At 58.4% G+C, this 19,116-nt stretch carries 21 protein-coding genes; 13 read left to right on the forward strand and 8 right to left on the reverse strand.

The features are described from left to right. Nucleotides 1-28: 28 nt before the first annotated feature. Nucleotides 29-1,636 (reverse strand): peptide chain release factor 3, encoded by a 1,608-nt coding sequence (locus tag ACR0KG_RS07250; RefSeq protein ID WP_480826866.1) that lies wholly within the window; start codon nt 1,634-1,636, stop codon nt 29-31. 110 nt (nt 1,637-1,746) lie between these two features. Between ACR0KG_RS07250 and ACR0KG_RS07255 the strand changes: the two genes are divergently transcribed. From ACR0KG_RS07255 to ACR0KG_RS07295, 9 genes are all read left to right on the forward strand, one after another. Beyond that, complete coding sequence (locus ACR0KG_RS07255) at nt 1,747-2,109, forward strand: SnoaL-like domain-containing protein (protein WP_480547014.1); 363 nt, start codon at nt 1,747-1,749, stop codon at nt 2,107-2,109. Nucleotides 2,110-2,208: 99 nt separating this feature from the next. Next, entirely contained in the window at nt 2,209-2,856 is a 648-nt protein-coding gene (locus tag ACR0KG_RS07260; RefSeq protein WP_480547016.1) for a hypothetical protein, read from the forward strand. Nucleotides 2,857-2,911: 55 nt separating this feature from the next. After that, nucleotides 2,912-3,691 carry an SDR family oxidoreductase gene (locus ACR0KG_RS07265; RefSeq protein WP_480547018.1) on the forward strand — a complete coding sequence of 260 codons (780 nt, stop codon included), beginning with the start codon at nt 2,912-2,914 and terminating at the stop codon, nt 3,689-3,691. A gap of 2 nt (nt 3,692-3,693) precedes the next feature. Continuing rightward, complete coding sequence (locus ACR0KG_RS07270) at nt 3,694-4,806, forward strand: DNA alkylation repair protein (RefSeq protein ID WP_480826867.1); 1,113 nt, start codon at nt 3,694-3,696, stop codon at nt 4,804-4,806. A gap of 96 nt (nt 4,807-4,902) precedes the next feature. After that, nucleotides 4,903-5,952: a methyltransferase domain-containing protein gene (locus ACR0KG_RS07275; RefSeq protein ID WP_480547022.1), complete on the forward strand. Its 1,050-nt coding sequence runs from the start codon at nt 4,903-4,905 to the stop codon at nt 5,950-5,952. A gap of 121 nt (nt 5,953-6,073) precedes the next feature. Further along, nucleotides 6,074-7,117, forward strand: a complete 1,044-nt coding sequence (locus ACR0KG_RS07280; protein WP_480547024.1) for an ABC transporter ATP-binding protein — start codon at nt 6,074-6,076, stop codon at nt 7,115-7,117. 112 nt (nt 7,118-7,229) lie between these two features. Then, on the forward strand, nt 7,230-8,012 hold the full coding sequence (surE, locus tag ACR0KG_RS07285; RefSeq protein ID WP_480826868.1) for a 5'/3'-nucleotidase SurE: 783 nt from the start codon (nt 7,230-7,232) through the stop codon (nt 8,010-8,012). Next, nucleotides 8,009-8,659 (forward strand): protein-L-isoaspartate(D-aspartate) O-methyltransferase, encoded by a 651-nt coding sequence (locus tag ACR0KG_RS07290; RefSeq protein WP_353006871.1) that lies wholly within the window; start codon nt 8,009-8,011, stop codon nt 8,657-8,659. The genes surE and ACR0KG_RS07290 overlap by 4 nt, the downstream gene beginning before the upstream one ends. Nucleotides 8,660-8,723: 64 nt before the next feature. Beyond that, a complete protein-coding gene (locus tag ACR0KG_RS07295; RefSeq protein ID WP_480547028.1) occupies nt 8,724-9,905 on the forward strand; it encodes a peptidoglycan DD-metalloendopeptidase family protein in 1,182 nt (393 codons plus the stop codon). Between the two features lie 63 nt (nt 9,906-9,968). On the opposite strand, the gene ACR0KG_RS07300 is transcribed toward ACR0KG_RS07295, so the two are convergent. Together ACR0KG_RS07300 and ACR0KG_RS07305 are read right to left on the reverse strand one after the other, a co-directional pair. Continuing rightward, a complete protein-coding gene (locus ACR0KG_RS07300; protein ID WP_480547030.1) occupies nt 9,969-10,640 on the reverse strand; it encodes a helix-turn-helix transcriptional regulator in 672 nt (223 codons plus the stop codon). Between the two features lie 21 nt (nt 10,641-10,661). Further along, the gene (locus tag ACR0KG_RS07305; protein ID WP_480547032.1) at nt 10,662-10,967 is read right to left on the reverse strand and encodes a hypothetical protein; all 306 of its coding nucleotides are present in this window, start codon (nt 10,965-10,967) and stop codon (nt 10,662-10,664) included. A 221-nt stretch (nt 10,968-11,188) separates the two neighbouring features. Between ACR0KG_RS07305 and ACR0KG_RS07310 the strand changes: the two genes are divergently transcribed. The 4 genes from ACR0KG_RS07310 (at nt 11,189) to ACR0KG_RS07325 (ending at nt 13,701) form a co-directional block, all read left to right on the forward strand. Next, nucleotides 11,189-11,404 carry a twin-arginine translocase TatA/TatE family subunit gene (locus ACR0KG_RS07310; protein ID WP_170373887.1) on the forward strand — a complete coding sequence of 72 codons (216 nt, stop codon included), beginning with the start codon at nt 11,189-11,191 and terminating at the stop codon, nt 11,402-11,404. A 6-nt stretch (nt 11,405-11,410) separates the two neighbouring features. Continuing rightward, complete coding sequence (gene tatB / locus ACR0KG_RS07315) at nt 11,411-11,869, forward strand: Sec-independent protein translocase protein TatB (RefSeq protein ID WP_170530390.1); 459 nt, start codon at nt 11,411-11,413, stop codon at nt 11,867-11,869. Then, nucleotides 11,866-12,741, forward strand: a complete 876-nt coding sequence (gene tatC / locus ACR0KG_RS07320) for a twin-arginine translocase subunit TatC (RefSeq protein WP_480826869.1) — start codon at nt 11,866-11,868, stop codon at nt 12,739-12,741. The genes tatB and tatC overlap by 4 nt, the downstream gene beginning before the upstream one ends. Before the next feature lie 117 nt (nt 12,742-12,858). Further along, nucleotides 12,859-13,701 (forward strand): ATP-binding protein, encoded by an 843-nt coding sequence (locus ACR0KG_RS07325; RefSeq protein WP_480826870.1) that lies wholly within the window; start codon nt 12,859-12,861, stop codon nt 13,699-13,701. Between the two features lie 62 nt (nt 13,702-13,763). Here the strand turns inward: ACR0KG_RS07325 and ACR0KG_RS07330 are convergent, their stop codons facing one another. From ACR0KG_RS07330 to radA, 5 genes are all read right to left on the reverse strand, one after another. Then, nucleotides 13,764-14,408, reverse strand: a complete 645-nt coding sequence (locus tag ACR0KG_RS07330; RefSeq protein ID WP_480547038.1) for an SDR family NAD(P)-dependent oxidoreductase — start codon at nt 14,406-14,408, stop codon at nt 13,764-13,766. A 41-nt stretch (nt 14,409-14,449) separates the two neighbouring features. Further along, nucleotides 14,450-14,698 (reverse strand): hypothetical protein, encoded by a 249-nt coding sequence (locus ACR0KG_RS07335; RefSeq protein ID WP_480547040.1) that lies wholly within the window; start codon nt 14,696-14,698, stop codon nt 14,450-14,452. 252 nt (nt 14,699-14,950) lie between these two features. Further along, nucleotides 14,951-16,474 (reverse strand): amidophosphoribosyltransferase, encoded by a 1,524-nt coding sequence (purF, locus tag ACR0KG_RS07340; RefSeq protein WP_480497799.1) that lies wholly within the window; start codon nt 16,472-16,474, stop codon nt 14,951-14,953. A 645-nt stretch (nt 16,475-17,119) separates the two neighbouring features. Next, on the reverse strand, nt 17,120-17,710 hold the full coding sequence (locus ACR0KG_RS07345; RefSeq protein ID WP_480542710.1) for a CvpA family protein: 591 nt from the start codon (nt 17,708-17,710) through the stop codon (nt 17,120-17,122). 40 nt (nt 17,711-17,750) lie between these two features. Further along, a complete protein-coding gene (gene radA, locus ACR0KG_RS07350; RefSeq protein ID WP_480826871.1) occupies nt 17,751-19,112 on the reverse strand; it encodes a DNA repair protein RadA in 1,362 nt (453 codons plus the stop codon). Nucleotides 19,113-19,116 lie beyond the last annotated feature (4 nt).

Genomic DNA, 19,116 nt, shown 5'->3' on the forward strand with positions numbered 1-19,116 from the left:
GAGTCTGCTGTGCAATCAACCCTTTGTCTTAAACCATCATCTCTTTGGTGGCCGTCAGGTTCAGCGCCGGATAGTCACGCACGACGCGGTCGATATCCCATTGCAGGCGGGTCAGATAGACAATGTCGCCGTCGTGGTCATGAGCGATGTGCTGTTTGTTGGCGTTGACGAATTTTTCAACCTCGGGTTTCTCACCGCTGACCCAGCGGGCCGAGGTGAACTGAGACGCCTCAAACCGCACAGGCAGGCCGTATTCCATCTCAATCCGGCTGGCGAGCACTTCGAACTGCAACGCGCCAACGACGCCGACGATAAAGCCAGAGCCGATCGAGGGTTTGAACACCTTGGCCGCGCCTTCTTCAGCAAACTGCATCAGCGCCTTTTCCAGATGCTTGGCCTTCATCGGATCACCCGGCCGCACGGTTTGCAGTAGTTCCGGTGCGAAGGACGGGATGCCGGTCACGCGGATCGCTTCGCCTTCGGTCAGCGTATCGCCAATGCGCAGCTGGCCGTGGTTCGGGATGCCGATGATATCGCCGGCCCAGGCTTCTTCGGCCAGTTCCCGGTCGGATGCCAGAAACAGCACCGGGTTCGAGATCGCCATGGGTTTCTTGGAACGCACATGAGTCAGCTTCATGCCGCGTTTGAAATGCCCCGAGGCCATACGCACAAAGGCCACCCGGTCGCGGTGCTTGGGGTCCATATTGGCCTGAACCTTGAAGACAAACCCGGCGACCTTCTTTTCATCCGGAGAGATCTGACGGGGTTCAGCAGATTGAATCTGCGGCTGCGGGCCATAGGCGCCGATGCCCTCCATCAGCTCTTTCACGCCGAACGAATTGATCGCCGAGCCGAACCAGATCGGGGTCATGTGCCCCTCTAGCACCGCCTGAGGGTCAAGCGCGGGCAGCAATTCGCGCGCCATCTCGACCTCTTCCAGCAATTTCTCCAGCAGATGTTCGGGCACGTGTTCTGCCAGTTTAGGATCGTCCAGACCATCGATCTGGATGCTCTCGGCCACTTTGTTGCGGTCGGCGCGGTCCATCAGTTCAAGCCGGTCGCGCAGCATATCATAGCAACCGATGAAGTCGCGGCCCACTCCGATGGGCCATGCGGCAGGCGTGACGTCGATCGCCAGCATTTCCTGGATTTCGTCGATAATCTCGAACGTATCGCGGCTTTCGCGGTCCATCTTGTTACAGAAGGTCAGGATGGGAAGATCACGCAGGCGGCAAACCTCAAACAGTTTCTGGGTCTGGCTTTCCACGCCTTTTGCACCGTCAATGACCATCACGGCGGCGTCCACCGCCGTTAGCGTGCGATAAGTATCTTCCGAGAAATCGCTGTGACCGGGAGTGTCGACAAGATTGAACCGGAAGTCGCGATAGTCGAATGACATCGCCGAGGCTGAGACCGAGATACCCCGATCCTTCTCCATCTGCATAAAGTCCGACCGCGTGCGCCGCGCCTCACCCTTGGCCCGCACCTGTCCTGCCATCTGGATCGCACCGCCGTACAGAAGGAACTTCTCGGTCAGCGTCGTTTTACCCGCATCCGGGTGCGAGATGATGGCGAATGTCCGACGACGAGCGATCTCGGGCGGCAGGGTAGGTTGGTTCGAGGCGGTATCAAGCATAAGCGCGCGTATAGGCGGGGAAACCCGCCGAGGCAAGACAAACGGGGTGGTGCGAATCGGCTGCTTGTGGCAAAAAGAACAAATAGTGAACAAAATGATGGAGCTGTGCGATGAATTTGAAAGATATTGCTGACGAACTGGTTGCAGGCTGCCGCGAGAACAGGGCTAAGGAAAACCTGACCAAGCTTTATGCGCCTGATGCCGTATCCGTCGAAGCACAAGATATGCAAGGCATGGGCCGCGAAACGCAGGGCCTCGATGGCATTGGCGGCAAGCATGACTGGTGGGAAAACGCCCACGAGGTGTCGGGCGCGTCAGTGAGCGATCCATTCCTGCATGGTGAAGACCGTTTTGCCGTAGTCTTCGAAGTCCAGGGCAAAGTAAAGGAAACCGATGAAAGCTTCGATATGCGTGAAGTGGCGATTTATCACGTTGCGAATGGAAAAATCGTGAGGGAGGAGTTTTTCTACTGACGATGGGCGACATTTCTGATCTGTTGATGCCGAACTTCATTGTTGCGTGCGCTAGCCTGTTGGCTAAACAGATCAGATCATCGAGGACCGAGCCTGGAAATGAGCAGTGTTTTCAATAAACTGGCAATGGCATTCATGGCGGTTATCATATTAGTTGCCCATCAATCGGATGTTGTGCTTGCCCATCCGGGTCACGGCCCTCCGGACCGTCCGGGTTTATCGCGCGATGGCTCGACTTCGGCGGGGTCTCAGCGGGATGGAAGCGACCGTGATAGGCTGATGACTAAGGCTCAGCGTCTTTCGGCGGATGCCGATGATCTGGTGAAGAAAAGCACCCTGCTGCAACGCCGTATCGCGACGGTCGATGCCCGAGTTTCGAAATCTGTACACGCCCTGCAAAGCACCGGAGAGCTTAGGGACTCAGCGCGCAAACAGATTTTGCGGTCGGTGCGCTCAGCTCGTCGGGCGACTGAGCAACTGATCAGTGAATTGGGTTTGTTTCTGAAAGTATACTCGACAGATCTGACGCCAGATGTGCGCAATAGTCTGGATATGCGCCTTGCGCATCTGAATACCCGCGAGACTTATCTTGCCGATCATGAAGCGAAGCTGGCTGACGTTGATGCATGTAGCAGTACGCAGTGTGCGGAGGTTGTGCAAAATCTGTATCAGCAGGGTGATTGGACAGGCGAGAGCGCTGAACTCAACGCATTGTCTGAGATACTGAAATCGCTTGAAAAAGCGTGAGCTTTTCGCGCTGAATCTATGTGACACCGCTGGTCGATGCGAAAAGGGGAAGTGAATGGACCTGGGAATTCGAGGAAAACGTGCTTTGGTGTGCGCCAGCAGCAAGGGGCTGGGCCTGGGATGCGCCGAGGCGCTGGCCGAGGCCGGTGTCGATCTGGTGATGAATGCGCGTGGGGTTGATGCGCTGGAGGCCGAAGCTGCGCGGTTGCGTTCTGCATATGGCGTTGATGTGCAGGCCGTCGCCTGTGATGTGACCTCCGCGGAGGGGCAGGCTCAGGTGATCGACACGGCGCAAGGCGTTGATATTCTGGTCAACAATGCCGGGGGTCCTCCGCCCGGTATGTGGTCGGATTGGGACCGCGATGATTTCATCAAGGCGCTGGATGCGAATATGCTGACGCCGATTGCCTTCATGAAAGCGCTGTTGCCTGCGATGATGGACAAAGGCTGGGGCAGGGTGGTTAATATCACCTCGCAATCCGTGCGCGCACCGATTGCCGTGCTTGGCCTGTCGAATGCGGCGCGTACTGGTCTAACCGGTTACGTGGCGGGAACGGCGCGGCAGGTGGCTCCTCATGGGGTCAACATCAACAACCTGCTGCCGGGTATTCATGCAACCGACCGGGCGGACTCGCTCGATAGTGGTGTGGCGGCACAACAGAGCATTTCGATCGACGAAGCGCGGGCTGCGCGGGCCGCAACAATCCCAGCGCGCCGGTATGGTACCCGGGCCGAGTTTGGGGCCACCTGCGCCTTTCTGTGCTCGCAACAGGCCGGGTTTATCGTTGGGCAGAACATCCTGTTGGATGGTGGTGCAACCAATTTGACGATGTAGCCATGTCACAAGGATATTCCCTGAAAGATCAGCTGTTTAATGATGAGAAAACCCGGTATCTGGCCGGGCTTTTTGCCCAGGCGGACCCGTCTTTTGATGCGGATGCCTTTCATGGGCAGGTGATGTCTCGCCTCACCGAGCTGGAGCTGAAAGAGCGCATGACTTGGATTGCAGATTGCCTGCAATCGGCCCTGCCGGGTACACTGCCCGAGGTCGCGCCCGTGATCCTGCGCGCGCTGCCACCGCCTTTGGACCCGACCAAAACGGATGATGATTTCGGGGATTTCATCTTTGCACCGCTGGGCGAATGGGTGGCCGCGATTGGGCTGGATGCGCCGGAGGATGCTCTGGACCTGTTTGAGGAACTGACCCAGAGGTTTTCCATGGAGTGGGCGATCCGTCCGTTTCTGAATCGTTGGCCCGATCTGGTTCTGAACCGGATGCAGGACTGGTGCGCACATGACAGCTATCATGTCCGCCGATTGGTCAGCGAAGGCACGCGACCACGCCTACCTTGGGGGCAGGCGATTGGGTTGGAGCTGAATGATCCTATGCCTTTGCTTGATCGGTTGCATGGCGACAAAACACGCTATGTGACCCGCTCGGTTGCCAACCATCTGAACGATATCTCAAAGAAACAGCCCGATCTGGTTCTGGCGCAGCTCAATGCCTGGCAAGGGGCGGGCAAGCAGAACGCGGATGAGCTGGACTGGATGATCGGTCACACGCTGCGCGGCCTTGTGAAGGCCGGTCATCCGGGGGCCATGACCATTCTGGGCTATGATCCTGACGCCGAACTGGCCGTTACCATTGAACTGCTGGCAGACGCGCGGATTGGAGAGGCGCTGGAGTTTTCCGTGGACCTGACAGGCCAGGGTACGCAGCCGGTTCTTGTGGATTATATCATTCACTTTCAGAGACCTGGAGGGAAGACCTCAGCCAAAGTGCACAAGCTGAAACAAGCTGCTTTGAAGGACGGGGCGTTGCGTTTGGAAAAGCGTCATAAGCTCAAGGCCAACGCGAGCACGTTCCAGCTTGTCCCCGGTGCGCATCGGCTTGAGATTCAGGTGAATGGCAAGGTGCGGGCGGGTGTTGATTTCGACCTGCTGGGCTGAGATATCGCACAGTTTTGTCAAATTGGGCCGGGTGGATTGCCCGGTCCGAAAAGTTGCACTAGCTGCTAAGCAGATATCGAACAGAGGACATCCGCGATGAATCATGAATCGGTGCAGAACTACTATGGCGAAGTGCTGCAAAGCAGTGCGGATTTGCAGACCAATGCCTGCTGCACCCCCGATGACATGCCGGATCATCTGAAGAAAATCCTATCGAAACTGCACGATGAAGTGCTGACCCGCTACTACGGCTGCGGCCTGATCGCGCCGCTTGACCTTGAAGGGATGAGCATCCTTGATCTGGGTTGTGGTGCTGGCCGGGATGTTTATGCCCTGTCGGCGATGGTGGGTGAGAGCGGACGCGTCGTCGGCGTCGATATGACCCAGGAACAGCTGGAAGTAGCTCGCGCGCATCAGGACTACCACGCCAAGGTCTTTGGCTATGCCACCAGCAATGTTGAATTCCACCACGGCTATATCGAAAAACTGGATAAGTTGGATCTGGAACCGGGTTCTTTCGATATCATCGTGTCGAACTGCGTGATCAATCTGGCGACTGATAAAGAGGCCGTCTTACGCGGCGCGCATAGGCTGCTGAAAGAAGGTGGCGAGATGTATTTCTCGGACGTTTATGCAGACCGCCGTATCCCACAAGCAATGGCCGAGGATGAGGTTCTGTATGGTGAATGCCTCTCTGGCGCTTTGTACTGGAACGACTTTCTGTCGATATCGCGTAAGGCGGGCTTTGGTGATCCGCGCCGCGTGACACATCGGCCCCTGACCATCGAAAACCCGGTGCTCGAAGAACGCGTCGCCCCGTTGAACTTCCTGTCGGCCACATATCGTTTGTTCAAGCTGCCCGCGCTGGAGCCCGCCTGCGAAGATTACGGTCAGGCCGTGATCTACAAAGGCACCATCCCCAACGCGCCCCATCTGTTCGAACTGGATGACCATCACGCCATTGAAACTGGCAAGGTCTTCCCGGTTTGTGGCAACACATGGATGATGCTGAAAGACACCCGTTTTGCCCGCCATTTCGACTTTATCGGCGATTTCTCGACCCATTATGGCATTTTCGAAGGCTGTGGCGGCGAAAGCCCGTTTGAAGCAACCGGTGCTGCACCCGCGTCCGGCGGCTGCTGCTGATCCCTTGCGCCCAAGGGGCGGGGTTGCTATCCCCGCCCAAGCCCGATGGTTTTGATCGGGAAAGGTTACGGGGTCATCGGTGACAGCAGAGGCAACTCCACCACGTTTGGAAATTCGCAACATGACCCGCCGGTTCGACGGGCGGGTTGTGGTGGATGACGTCTCGCTCAGCGTACAGGCGGGGCAGGTTACGTGTCTGCTTGGGCCGTCCGGTTGCGGCAAATCAACCACGCTGCGGATGATTGCCGGGGTCGAGATGCAGGATTCCGGCGAAATCTACGTCGATGGCAAGCTGATCTGCGATACCGTGTTTCGGGTGCCACCGGAACGGCGCGAAATTGGCCTAATGTTTCAGGACTTTGCGCTGTTTCCGCATCTGAGCGTCGCCAATAATGTGGCCTTTGGCCTGACCGGCAGCAAAGACCAGAAACGCGCCCGGGTCGAAGAGCTGCTGCGCAAAGTTGATCTGATGCGCTTTATCGATGGCTACCCGCATCAGCTGTCAGGGGGGGAGCAGCAACGGGTTGCCTTGGCCCGTGCGCTGGCGCCGCGCCCCCGGATCATGCTGATGGACGAGCCGTTTTCGGGGCTCGACAATCGGTTGCGCGACGGTATCCGGGATGAAACGCTGGCGATCCTGAAAGAGGAAGACGCCGCGGTATTGCTGGTCACACATGAGCCCGAAGAAGCAATGCGGATGGCGGATGAGATTGCCCTGATGCGCCGGGGCAAGATCGTGCAACAAGGTGCGCCCTACAACGTTTACACCCGGCCCGCGGATAAAGAGGCGGTGGCCTTCTTTAGCGATGTCAATGTCTTGCGGTCCAATGTGAACGGCGCCCTGGCAGAAACACCGTTTGGCCAGTTCTTGGCCCCCGGCATTCCGGATGGCACTGAGGTCGAGATCGTGTTTCGCCCGCAGCACATCAAGCTGGATTTCGACCGCAATGGCAAAGGCCCATCGCCCACGCCCACCGAAGGGGTTGCCGCGCGCGGCGTTGTTGAACGTGCCCGCTTTTTAGGCAATGAAAGCCTGGTCGAGTTTCGCATGGATTACGACGGTTCGATCCTCAAAACTACGGTGCCCAATGTATTTGTCCCCAATCCGGGGCGGGTTATGTGGCTGACGATCCGCCGCGATCGCTGCTTCGTTTTCCCTCTCTGACGCTCAGTTTCCGCCAAAGTGGTGCGCGAAAGCCTCAGAATGCGTGCGCGCCTTGCTTGCCGCAACGCAAGGGCCCGTCTATCAAGGGCCAAACGTGGGGATGATCGGGCAGATGCGTATACTTCTAACCAATGATGACGGGATCAACGCGCCGGGTCTGACGGTGCTTGAAGCGATTGCTGCCGAAGTGGCAGGGCCAGATGGCGAGGTCTGGGTCGTGGCCCCGGCATTCGAACAATCCGGCGTCGGACATTGCATCAGCTATACGCATCCGACCATGGTGGCCAAGCTGGGCGAGCGTCGCTATGCCGCCGAAGGCTCGCCTGCGGATTGCGTATTGGCCGGTCTGCACGACGTGATGAAAGACGCGCCGCCTGATCTGGTGCTATCTGGCGTCAACCGGGGCAACAACTCGGCCGAGAATACCGTCTATTCCGGCACAATCGGCGGCGCGATGGAGGCGGCGTTGCAGGGTGTACCCGCGATTGCTTTGTCGCAATACTATGGCCCGCGCAACCGGGATCTGGCCGATCCGTTTGAGGCCGCCGTACGACACGGCACCGATGTGGTGCGCAAGATATTGGCGGCCAACCCCGCGGATCAGACGGATTACCGGTTGTTTTACAATGTGAATTTCCCGCCCGTTCCTGCGGATGAGGTTCTGGGTGTTCAGGTCTGTGCCCAAGGGTTCAGACGCGAGACACGCCATACGGTTGAGCCACAGACATCACCTTCGGGTCGGCGTTTTCTGTGGGTCCGGGGTGGGCCGCAGGACAAACCGACCGAACCGGGCACCGATGCGGCGGCCAATCTGGCCGGATATATCTCAGTCACGCCGATGCGGGCGGATCTGACGGCCTATGATGTGCTAGAGGCGTTGAAGTCGATCGAATGAGCGGACTGGACCCGGAAACCGTCATGCAATTCCTGTTTGCCCTGCGCAAACGGGGGGTGACGGATGCGCGTGTGCTGGCCGCGATGGAGCAGGTGGATCGGGGCCGCTTTGTCACCGGGCTGTTCGCGGATCGTGCCTATGAGGATATGCCACTGCCCATCGCCTGTGGGCAAACGATCAGCCAGCCCTCGGTCGTGGGGCTGATGACGCAGGCGTTGGACGTGCGCCCACGCGATACGGTTCTGGAGGTTGGGACAGGCTCGGGTTATCAGGCGGCGGTTCTGTCGAAACTGGCCCGACGGGTCTATACGGTTGAACGCCACAGACGTTTGGTGAATGAAACCGGCCAGCTATTTCGCGAGATGGGATTGACTAATGTGACCGCGATGCTGTCGGACGGATCCTTTGGTTTGCCGGAACAAGCCCCGTTTGATCGGATCATTGTGACAGCCGCGGCAGAGGACCCTCCGGGACCGCTCTTGGCGCAGCTCAAAATCGGGGGTATTATGGTGCTACCCGTAGGACAGTCGGATGCGGTGCAGCAGTTGATCAAGGTCACGCGCACCGAGGATGGTCTGGACTATAACGAATTGTCGTCCGTCCGTTTCGTACCCCTGCTTGAGGGGCTCGGGAAGGATGAGACATAACAGGTATTGAAAGTTTGGTCACCGGAACCCCGGAAAACAGGGGCAGGTGTTGAGGGCAAACGTGATGAGAGCAGTTTCCAAATCGGCAATGCGCCGTTGTGCGACCGGGGTGGCGGCACTGGCCATATTGGCCGGGTGCGAAGGACCACTGGACTATGACCTGCGCGGTCAGATTGGCGGGTTTTCGACCACAGGGGCGGCGCAATCCGCCACCGCCAGTCGCCCGACGCCCGATGCGCGTGGTGTCATCACCTATCCGAATTATCAGGTGGCCGTAGCACGGCGCGGCGATACCGTCCGTGATGTGGCTGCCCGAGTTGGGCTGCCAGAGGGTGAGCTGTCACGGTTCAACGGCCTGCAAACCACCGACACGCTGCGCGAGGGTGAGATCCTCGCGCTGCCGCGTTCGGTGGGTGCGGCCAGCGGGGTCGACATCGCCTCGATCGCCGGGTCCGCCATCGATCAGGCCCCCGCAACGGGCGGCGTGCAGACCACGACACTGGAACCTGCAAAACCGGCGGCAGCCCCGGCACCAACGCCGACCGGGCCCGAACCAATTCAGCATAAGGTGAAGCGGGGCGAGACGGCCTATACGATTTCGCGTCTGTACCAAGTACCTGTTGAATCGCTGGCCGAGTGGAACGGGTTGGGTCCGGATTTCGCAATCCGCGAGGGTCAGTACCTTCTTATTCCGGTCAAGAACCAGCCAGCTCCTCGCGGGGCCGCTCCGGCAGCGCCAGCGGCGGGTGCGACCAATGTTACGCAGCCAGGAGAAGGCTCCCCAACACCAACGCCCCCGAGCGCCACGCAACCCTTGCCGGACGAACAGGTCGAACCCCGCAGCGAAGCACCGGAGGCCCCTGATGTAACAGCAGAGGCCCCCAGCAACGCAAGCCGCTCCGCATTGGCCTTGCCGGTGACGGGCAAAACCATTCGGACCTATGAGAAGGGCAAGAACGAGGGCATCGACATCGCAGCTGCGCCGGGCACACCTGTGAAGGCCGCCGATGCCGGAACCGTTGCCGCGATCACTGCGGATGCGGATCAGGTGCCGATCATTGTGGTCAAGCACAAAAACGACTTGCTGACCGTCTATGCCAATGTCGACGATATCACGGTTAAGAAAGGTGATCGGGTCAAGCGTGGACAGCAGATTGCCGCGTTGCGGGGTGGGGATAATGCTTATGTGCATTTCGAGGTCCGCAAAGGGTTCGAGTCGGTCGACCCAGAGCCCTATCTGCAGTGAATCAAATGGCCTGTACCGGGCCATGCCTCCGGCGGGGATATTTTTAGCCAGATGAAGCTGGGATCACGCCTGGGGGTCGTAGTCACTAAGCCGTTTGCCGGGTTCATCCGTGAAAAGTTCGGGCTGGGGCGTGACCGTTTTGATCAGGTCAATACGGAAAACGCGAAAGCCATCGCGCAGCTCGCACCAGGCGGTCAATGTCCAAACGCGGCCCCAGTATTCCATATGGAGGGGGCGGATCGTGCGGTCGGTCAACGTGCCGTCGATACGGCGATAGGACAGGTGCAGTTTCTGACGTGATTTGATCGCAGCACGGATTGGGGCCATATGGGCCAAACCGCGCGCGGCATCGGCGAAGGGGTAGACAGCGAATTTCCAGGCATCTGCCTCGGCTACGACTTGTGTAGGCAGGACCGCGTCGATCTTCTCGGCAAGGGACTCGGCTGCTGCCTTGAGATCCGGGTCGGCGGCTTCGGCGACGATGGCCATGCCAAGATTCAGCGCCTCCAGTTCGGACGGGGTCAGGTTCAAGGGGGGCAGGGTGATCTGCTCACGCACCATATAGCCCACGCCGCGCTCTCCCTCGACAGGAACGCCAGAAGCCACCAGCGTGTCCATATCGCGGTAGATCGTGCGGACCGACACCTCAAGCCGGTCCGCGATGTCCTGCGCACGGTGCAGTTTGCCGTCGCGCAGGATCTGGATGATATCGAACAGGCGATCAGTGCGGCGCATGGCGCGCCATTCTGACCGCGACTAGGCGGTCATGTTCCATAGTACATTCTCATGCCGCATCTGTAGGCTGTCTGGGTTGATGGCTGCCATCAGGGCGGGGGCAAAGTCCTGTTCCGGGAATTGCGCAGCAGCGTTTTGCGCCGCCTGCATATCCTGCCAGACCACATAGTCGGTCCAGCGCCCGTCCTCGCCCTGGCTGAGCTGGCGATGGGCAAATCCGGGGGCGGTGCGTACAAAGGCTTCGGTGGATTGGCTGAGCGCGACAAACGCCTCGGGCGAGGTGCCGTCGTTCAAGGTGAAAGTAACGATTTCTGCGACATGGGTCATGTGAGTCTCCGTTGACCAGGTTGCGATATCGCTGTTGTAGTCACATACAACTGACATATACCTGTCAGTTGTGAAAGGCGAGCCTTGTAAAATCGTATGTTTGGACCGGATTTTGGAGGCGCTACCGTGAAAGCCCCCTTTTTGTGATGGGGGTTTGGGGCGTAAACACGAGACCAGATCATATTCCCGGCGTGCTGCGCCGACGTCAAAGGAGAAGAAACATGCTCAATAATATCGGCCTTCCCGGCCTTCTGCTGATTGCTGTTGTGGTGCTGGTGCTGTTTGGTCGTGGCAAGATCAGTTCGCTGATGGGCGAAGTTGGCAAAGGCATCACGTCGTTCAAGAAAGGCGTCAAGGAAGGCGCAGACGAGCTGGAGCAGGATGCAGCCGAAGTTGCCAAGGACGTCACACCGGAAACCGAAAAAGACAAGGTCTAAGCGCAGATGTTTGATCTGGGCTGGACCGAGCTTCTGGTCATCGGCATCGTTGCGCTGATCGTTGTAGGTCCCAAGGACCTGCCCGTGTTGTTTCGCAATGTTGGCCGCTGGGTTGGCAAGGCCCGCGGTATGGCGCGCGAGTTCAGCAGTGCGATGAACGAAGCTGCGGACCAGGCAGGCGTGAACGAGATCAAAAAGGGTTTGAATGCGGCCGCCAATCCGGTGAATACCGCAATGGATGGCGTGAAACAGGCGGCTCAGGATCTGGGTAAGAGCATCGATCCCACCAAGTTCGATCCTGAGAGCGAGACGGGCAAGTTGGCCGCTGAACGGGCCGAACAAGCCAAGAAGATTCAGGCAACAAGCGCGCGCGCGACGGCCGAGCGCAAAGCCAAAGAAGCCGCAGATGCTTTGGCCAAGGCCGAAGAGGCCGAAGCCGCTTTGAACACTGAAGGCAAAACATGAGCAAGACCGACGAAATCGAAGACAGCTCAGCCCCATTGATCGAACATTTGGCCGAGCTTCGCACGCGTCTGATCCACTGCGTTGTGGCGTTTCTGATCGGTATGATCATCTGCTTCACGGTGGCCACGCCGATCTTCAATTTCCTGACGCACCCGTTGTGTGAGGTGCTGAATGAGCGGGGACAAGATTGCGGGCTGATTTTTATCTCGCCGCAAGAAGGCTTCTTTGTTGCCATCAAGGTTTCGCTGTTGGGCGGGTTCATCCTGGCCTTTCCCTATATCGGAATGCAGATGTGGCGGTTCGTTGCTCCTGGGCTCTACCGAACCGAAAAGAACGCGTTTTTGCCGTTCATGATCGCGTCGCCGTTCATGTTTCTATTGGGCGCGAGCTTTGCTTTTTATGTCGTAACGCCCTTGGCGTATGATTTCTTTCTAGGCTTCCAGCAGTTCGGAGCCGAGGGCGAGGTGGTAACCGATGGAGCGACAGCCGCACCGCTCAGCGTGGTGTTCCAGGGCTCGGCGCAGGAATACCTGAACCTGACGATCAAGTTCATCGTGGCCTTCGGTCTCTGCTTCCAGCTGCCCGTGTTGCTGACCTTGATGGGTAAAGCCGGATTGGTCAGCGCCGAAGGGCTTGGCTCCGTCCGCAAATATGCGGTCGTCGCAATCTTGGTACTCGCGGCGCTGGTCACGCCTCCCGACGTGATCACTCAGGTCATCCTGTTCGTCGTGGTCTATGGCCTCTACGAGATATCGATCTTCCTTGTCGCCCGTGTCGAGAAGAAGCGCGAAGAACAGCTGCGCGCCGATGGTTACTATGATGACGAGGCTGATGCGGATGAGGAGATCATTCAGGAGGAAGAGGGCAAGTAACCCGCTCTGAAGACAAAGATAGGCGCGTCGGGTTCGGCGCGCCTTTTTCGTTTGAGGCCCTTGTTGCATCGCTCGGATCATGGTTTGACAGCGCCACACCAAGATCCGGAGGCCCCGATGGACGACCAAGCCCTGAACCGTATCGCCGACGCACTGGACCGCATGGCCCCTGCGCCTTTGGCTGCCCCGGATTTCAACGCGGCCCCCGCCTTTGTCTGGCATGTCGGCCCGGATCGGTTAGAGCCTGTCAGACAGGTCAACCGGGTCGATCTGAACCTGCTGGTAGGTATCAACCGCTCCCGCGATACGTTGTTGGACAATACCCGTCGCTTTGCTGAAGGCTTCAAAGCCAATAACGCTCTGCTCTGGGGCGCGCGCGGGATGGGGAAATCCAGTCTGGTGAAGGCCGTGCACGGCACGCTTCAGGATGATCACCCAGACCTGAAACTGGTCGAGCTGCAACGTGAAGACATGGGCTCGGTCGCGCGCCTGCTAAACCACCTGCGCGCGGCGCCGCACCGGTTCATCCTGTTCTGCGATGACCTGTCGTTCAGCCACGATGACCAGCACTATAAGTCGCTTAAGGCCGTGCTGGATGGCGGTATTGAAGGCCGTCCTGAAAACGTAGTGTTTTACGCCACTTCAAACCGCCGCCACTTGATGCCGCGGGATATGATTGAAAACGAACGTTCCAGCGCCATTAACCCATCGGAAGCAGTCGAAGAAAAGGTCTCCCTTTCTGACCGGTTCGGTCTGTGGCTGGGCTTCCACCCATGCGATCAGGATGAATACCTGGCCATGATCGACCGCTACTGCGGTGCCTACGGGGTTTCAGTCGACCCGGAAACCCTACGTGCCGAAGCCATCGAATGGCAGGCCACCCGAGGCGCGCGCTCGGGCCGCGTCGCCTGGCAATTCTTCGTCGATCTGGCAGGGCGCACCGGCGTCAACATAGCCTGATCCCAGCTTCATCTGGCTAAAAATATCCCCGCCGGAGGCATGGCCCAGAACGGGCCATTCTCTTAAAGCAGCGCCACAATCCGCGCAGCCTCATCCGAGGTGCTGGTCAAAGCATCCCGATCTTCGCCGGGATGGAACCGGGCCCGTACGGCGGTGGGCATCGGCGCGGGTTCCACGATAGAAACGCGCGGCCCGGTGCGTTCGGTCTCGACCTGCCAACTGCGGGCCAGCGCCATTTGCGCGGCTTTGGTGGCGCCATAGATGCCATAGAACTTCTCGCCTGCTTTGGGGTCATCAAAGAACACCGCATGACCCGCCTCGCCCAGCAAAGGCGTCACATAGGGGATCAGGACCGAAGTGGCATTGGCGTTTGTGTTCATCGCCTTGGCCCATTCTTTCGGGTCGACAAAATGCGCGGGTGTCAGGGCCGAGCTATGGACGGCTGTGTGCAGCCACAGATCCACTTTGCCCCAGCGATCATGTATTCCCCGGCATAGGGTGGCCATGGCATTGGGATCAGTGATGTCCATCGGGGCCAGGGTTGCAGATCCGCCCTTGGCCTTGATCCGATCGTCCAGCTCTTCCAGCCCGCCGGTCGTACGGGCAACAGCGACGATGTGATATTCGGGGGCCAGCGCCTCGGCCAGGGCTGCGCCCAGCCCGCGTGAGGCCCCGGTGATGAGGGCGATTTTGGTCTGATCGGTCATGGCTGCGGTTTGGACCCCATCGTGCAGGCCGTCAAGAGGCGTCAGCCCCCAGGGATCGCGATCCGCCGGGTCTGGCCGCTTTGTCGCAGCATCACACCGTGCTCGTCTATCGCCACGATGGTGCCCGATCCAAGGCGGCTGCCGGTTTTCACCTCTTTAACGCGACCAGAAGACATTCGCATCAGCGCGCGCAATTCCGCCTTGGGACCAAAAATCCCAAGCACAGACACAGAGTTTTTCTTGAGCGCGCCTTTTTGCGTTGCCGCGCCTTTGACGGTGACATTGGACATAAGCTGCGGTCGGGCAGGGCCCAAACCCCTTTGGTGAGTGGTAGCAGCGGGTTGGTTAACAAAGGCCAGAAAGGAACAAAAGACTGCCGCAACGTCGCATGGCCTGACATGAAACTCAGGGTTCGCGAAGTCTTTGCATTCGCTACGATTTCGCGATCACGTCCGTGCGTCACGTTTTCATGAATGATAGCGAGCTGGCGAAAAACGCGAAACGCGATGTCTCAACCAACCCATCTGATTCGAAGCGTCGGGTTAGCCTGAGGCCAGTTTGGCCCCGTTCCACGATCCGCCCACAACCTCCATATCCTCGCGCTTCTTACTGACACGGCTGCTGTTTTCCAGACTGTCGAGGTAATCATCACTGACGCTGCCGGTGATGTAATCGCCGTTGAAGCACGAGCAATCGAAGGCCTCGATCTCGGGGTTGCCTTCCTTGGCGGCCCAAACCAGATCATCAAGATGCTGGTAGAACAGAGCATCTGCGCCCAACTCTTCGCGAATCTCTTCGATCTCTTTGCCGTTGGCGATCAGCTCATGTTTTGTGGGCATATCGATGCCGTAGACATTGGGGTATTTGACCGGAGGAGACGCGCTGGCGATATAGACTTTCTTGGCACCGGCCTCACGACACATCTGTACGATCTTCTTGATCGTATTGCCGCGCACGATTGAATCGTCGATCAGCAGAACATTGTGGTCTTTGAATTCCAGCGGTATGGCATTTAGCTTGCGGCGCACGGATTTCTGTCGCTCTTCCTGACCCGGCATGATGAAGGTGCGGCCGACATAACGGTTTTTGACCAGACCCTCGCGATAAGGGATGCCGGTGATTTTCGCGGCCTCAAGCGCCACAGGGCGGGCGCTGTCCGGTACTGGAATGATCCGATCAATATCCAGCCCCGAGTCCTGAATTTGCTTGGCCAGTGTTTGACCCATGCGCATCTGGGTTTTGTAGACGGATACTCCATCCAACAGCGAATCCGGGCGGGCCAGATAGACATACTCGAAGATACAGGGCGTCAGCTTGCCCTCGACCGCCTGGAATTCATGCATGTTGCCATCCAGATCAATCAGGATGGCCTCACCCGCGCGCAGATCGCGCAGCTTGTCGAACCCGTTGATGCCAAAGGCTACGTCTTCGGAGGCAAAGGCGTAATCATTGCCGCCGCCTTCAGTTTCACGAACGGCCACAGACAACGGGCGGATGCCGTACGGGTCACGGAAAGCCAACATGCCCACACCTGCGATCAGGCAGATCACGGAATAGGCACCCTGAACCCGCTCCATTGTCATCTTCACCCCGGCAAAGATGTTGCGAATGGGTTCGACATTGCCATTGACCTTGATTGCGTCGGCCACCTTGTCGGCCAGCACGTTCAGCAGGATTTCAGAATCCGAGGTGGTACGCAGGTGGCGGCTGTATTTGCCCGTGACCTTTTCGCGCTGCTCAGCCGTGTTGGTGATGTTGCCATTATGGACCAAATAGATCCCGTAAGGCGCGTTTACGAAGAAGGGCTGCGCCTCAGCCGCGCTGAGTGAACCGGCGGTTGGATAGCGTACATGCCCCATGCCGACTTTACCCAGTAGGGTTTCAGCATCCGTGGCGTTGAAGACATCCTTGACCAGACCGTTGGCCTTTTTCTCGCGGAAGAATTCACCGTTATATGTGACGATCCCCGAGGCATCCTGACCCCGGTGTTGCAGCATCAGCAAGCCATCATAAATTTCCGCAAACACATCATGTGTCCGGCTTGCGATCCCCAAAATCCCACACATGTACGGGCTCCAATTCCTATGGCGTTGTGACGAGAGGTTTGACCGACTGTCGGGATCGATAAGGGGATGCTACCTGCATCTTGCGCGCGATTGTCTGTGTTTCATAAGCCAAATGGCCAATCATCGATGCGACGCACGCAGATGAAAACACAAAGAACAAGACCGGCAGCTCCGATTCCGTGGCGGGTTGGCCCTCACATACTGCCTTAGGACGCCCCTGTCATCAAAGGATCACAATTACACAATGCCGCAGGTGAAATTTGTGCTGTCTCGACCGCGCAGTAAGTCTGATGACATATGAATGCAATTATGCTGACATGGTAGAAACCGGATCAAAACACGCTTGTTGAGCGGGCAAGGGGGTGTGATGTGGCAGAACAGGCCGCCGCCTAAGAAAGAAGAAACACCCAAGCGGCGGTGCCACCGGTGTCGCGGTATGGGGCGTGCACCATGCCAGATTTGCAACGGCGCCGGACAGGTCGTCAAAGGCCGCGAAATTCATGGCAAACCGATTTTCGGCCGGTGTGAAGGGTGTTTCGGATTAAAAACGATCCGATGCACCGTGTGTGGCGGAGAAGGCTTTGTCTGATCCATGAAAAAAGCCCGGACGATGCCGGGCTTCCTTAGATGCGGGTCTATTCGTAATCAGTTGCCAGTGCTTTCCGCAGCAGGCGCGGCTGCATTCGAGGTGCAGCTACCGACAAGCTCTTCATACTGTGCGGTCACCCAGCCCAAAGCGGCTTCGGGATTTTGCTCTTCGATCTGCGTGCTGAACTGTTCGAACACCTTGGCCGATCGGCTTTCATCCACAATCGTATATGACTGGCCGGTCATGACCGTGTCGTAGACAAAGAAGGCGATGGCCACCAACAGGATACCGCGGGCGATGCCGAAGAAGAAGCCAAGCGCCTGATCCAAACCACCCAGAGCCGAACGCTGCACCAGCGACGAAAACAGGGGTGTGAAGATGCTGACCACGATCAGCGCGATGGCGAATACAGCGGCAAAGCCTGTGATCACTGACAATTCACAGCTGTCACGCAGGAAATCTCCAACAACCGGGATTTCTTTGACCAGAGGCACGGCTTGTGGTGCAAAGATGAACGCAAGGACCGCAGCGGCGACCCAGCCCGCGATGGCCAGAACCTCGCGCATGAACCCGCGCGAATAGGCCAAGAGGCCTGACAGCACGATGATCAGGGCCACAACCCCGTCAATTATTGTAAAACCTTCCATGGCCCTCGCCTGTTCTTTTTCTGCCCCTCGCGGCGCGACTTTAACCTGCTCCGAAGGTTTCGCCAACAAACCCAACCAAATCAGAGGGTCGGGTGAGTGTCAGACCTGCCACAGTGCCGGTTTTGCCACCTGCCGGAGCAATTGCCGATGTGAAACCAAGTTTTTGAGCTTCTTTCAACCTATTTTCGGTCTGCGGGGCCGGTCTAAGTGCCCCGGATAACGAGATTTCTCCGAAAACAACGGTGTCAGCGGGCAGGGCTGAGTCTTCGCGTGCACTCAGAAGAGCTGCGGCCACCGCCAGATCGGCGGCGGGTTCGCTGACTTTCAGCCCTCCGGCGACGTTCAGATAGACATCAAGCCCGGCAAAGGGGATGCCGCAGCGCGCTTCGAGCACGGCGAGGATCATCGCCAGTCGCCCGCTATCCCAGCCCACAACCGTGCGGCGGGGTTGGGAGTGAGGGGAGGGTGCCACGAGGGCCTGAAGTTCCACCAATACGGGCCGTGTGCCCTCGATCCCTGCAAAAACAGCCGATCCAGGGCTGGGTACGCCGCGTTCCGACAGGAACAGGGCCGAAGGGTTGGTGACCTGTGCCAGACCTTTACCCGTCATTTCAAATACGCCGATCTCATCAGCGGGGCCAAAGCGGTTCTTGACCGCGCGCAGGATGCGGAACTGGTGGCCGCGCTCGCCTTCGAAATAAAGCACGGTGTCGACCATGTGTTCGACAACGCGCGGCCCTGCGATCTGACCTTCTTTAGTGACGTGGCCCACCATCACAATCGACACGCCATGTCGTTTCGCAAACGTGGTCAATTCATGCGCTGCGGCCCGAACTTGTGACACCGAACCCGGTGCGCTGTCCACATTGTCAGCCCACATGGTCTGAATCGAGTCGATGATGGCGAGGCCGGGCTTTTCGGTTTCCAACGTCGTCAGGATATCGCGCAGGTTGGTTTCCGCGGCCAGTTGAACAGGCGCATCTTCCAGTCCCAATCGCCGCGCGCGCATTCGAACCTGCGCGCTGGCTTCCTCGCCAGACACATAGATCGTTTTGACGCCTGCACGAGCAAAGCGTGCTGCGGCTTGCAGTAACAAAGTGGACTTTCCGATACCGGGATCGCCGCCCACCAACAGGGCCGAGGCAGGAACCAGACCGCCGCCCAGGACGCGGTCCAACTCGTCCACCCCGCTGAGTGTTCGGGGTGGCGGTGTCTCCTCGGTCGACAGGTCCGTGAGCGTGACAGACTGTCCCCGCTTGCCGCCGAGGGATTTCTTGGCCGGGCCAGATGAAAGCGGCACGTCCTGGGTGATGGTATTCCATTCCCCACAGCCATCGCAACGCCCGGACCATTTGGTGAAGCTCGCGCCGCAGGCCGAGCAGGAATAAGTTGGTTTTGCCATTGGG

The sequence above is a fragment of the Ruegeria sp. H4 genome (assembly GCF_056533065.1).

Excerpts from the sequence above, each read along its gene's own strand:
- ACR0KG_RS07250 (WP_480826866.1), bottom strand. The coding sequence starts at position 1,636 with ATGCTTGATACCGCCTCGAACCAACCTACCCTGCCGCCCGAGATCGCT.
- ACR0KG_RS07255 (WP_480547014.1), top strand. The coding sequence starts at position 1,747 with ATGAATTTGAAAGATATTGCTGACGAACTGGTTGCAGGCTGCCGCGAG.
- ACR0KG_RS07260 (WP_480547016.1), top strand. The coding sequence starts at position 2,209 with ATGAGCAGTGTTTTCAATAAACTGGCAATGGCATTCATGGCGGTTATC.
- ACR0KG_RS07265 (WP_480547018.1), top strand. The coding sequence starts at position 2,912 with ATGGACCTGGGAATTCGAGGAAAACGTGCTTTGGTGTGCGCCAGCAGC.
- ACR0KG_RS07270 (WP_480826867.1), top strand. The coding sequence starts at position 3,694 with ATGTCACAAGGATATTCCCTGAAAGATCAGCTGTTTAATGATGAGAAA.
- ACR0KG_RS07275 (WP_480547022.1), top strand. The coding sequence starts at position 4,903 with ATGAATCATGAATCGGTGCAGAACTACTATGGCGAAGTGCTGCAAAGC.
- ACR0KG_RS07280 (WP_480547024.1), top strand. The coding sequence starts at position 6,074 with ATGACCCGCCGGTTCGACGGGCGGGTTGTGGTGGATGACGTCTCGCTC.
- surE (WP_480826868.1), top strand. The coding sequence starts at position 7,230 with ATGCGTATACTTCTAACCAATGATGACGGGATCAACGCGCCGGGTCTG.
- ACR0KG_RS07290 (WP_353006871.1), top strand. The coding sequence starts at position 8,009 with ATGAGCGGACTGGACCCGGAAACCGTCATGCAATTCCTGTTTGCCCTG.
- ACR0KG_RS07295 (WP_480547028.1), top strand. The coding sequence starts at position 8,724 with ATGAGAGCAGTTTCCAAATCGGCAATGCGCCGTTGTGCGACCGGGGTG.
- ACR0KG_RS07300 (WP_480547030.1), bottom strand. The coding sequence starts at position 10,640 with ATGCGCCGCACTGATCGCCTGTTCGATATCATCCAGATCCTGCGCGAC.
- ACR0KG_RS07305 (WP_480547032.1), bottom strand. The coding sequence starts at position 10,967 with ATGACCCATGTCGCAGAAATCGTTACTTTCACCTTGAACGACGGCACC.
- ACR0KG_RS07310 (WP_170373887.1), top strand. The coding sequence starts at position 11,189 with ATGCTCAATAATATCGGCCTTCCCGGCCTTCTGCTGATTGCTGTTGTG.
- tatB (WP_170530390.1), top strand. The coding sequence starts at position 11,411 with ATGTTTGATCTGGGCTGGACCGAGCTTCTGGTCATCGGCATCGTTGCG.
- tatC (WP_480826869.1), top strand. The coding sequence starts at position 11,866 with ATGAGCAAGACCGACGAAATCGAAGACAGCTCAGCCCCATTGATCGAA.
- ACR0KG_RS07325 (WP_480826870.1), top strand. The coding sequence starts at position 12,859 with ATGGACGACCAAGCCCTGAACCGTATCGCCGACGCACTGGACCGCATG.
- ACR0KG_RS07330 (WP_480547038.1), bottom strand. The coding sequence starts at position 14,408 with ATGACCGATCAGACCAAAATCGCCCTCATCACCGGGGCCTCACGCGGG.
- ACR0KG_RS07335 (WP_480547040.1), bottom strand. The coding sequence starts at position 14,698 with ATGTCCAATGTCACCGTCAAAGGCGCGGCAACGCAAAAAGGCGCGCTC.
- purF (WP_480497799.1), bottom strand. The coding sequence starts at position 16,474 with ATGTGTGGGATTTTGGGGATCGCAAGCCGGACACATGATGTGTTTGCG.
- ACR0KG_RS07345 (WP_480542710.1), bottom strand. The coding sequence starts at position 17,710 with ATGGAAGGTTTTACAATAATTGACGGGGTTGTGGCCCTGATCATCGTG.
- radA (WP_480826871.1), bottom strand. The coding sequence starts at position 19,112 with ATGGCAAAACCAACTTATTCCTGCTCGGCCTGCGGCGCGAGCTTCACC.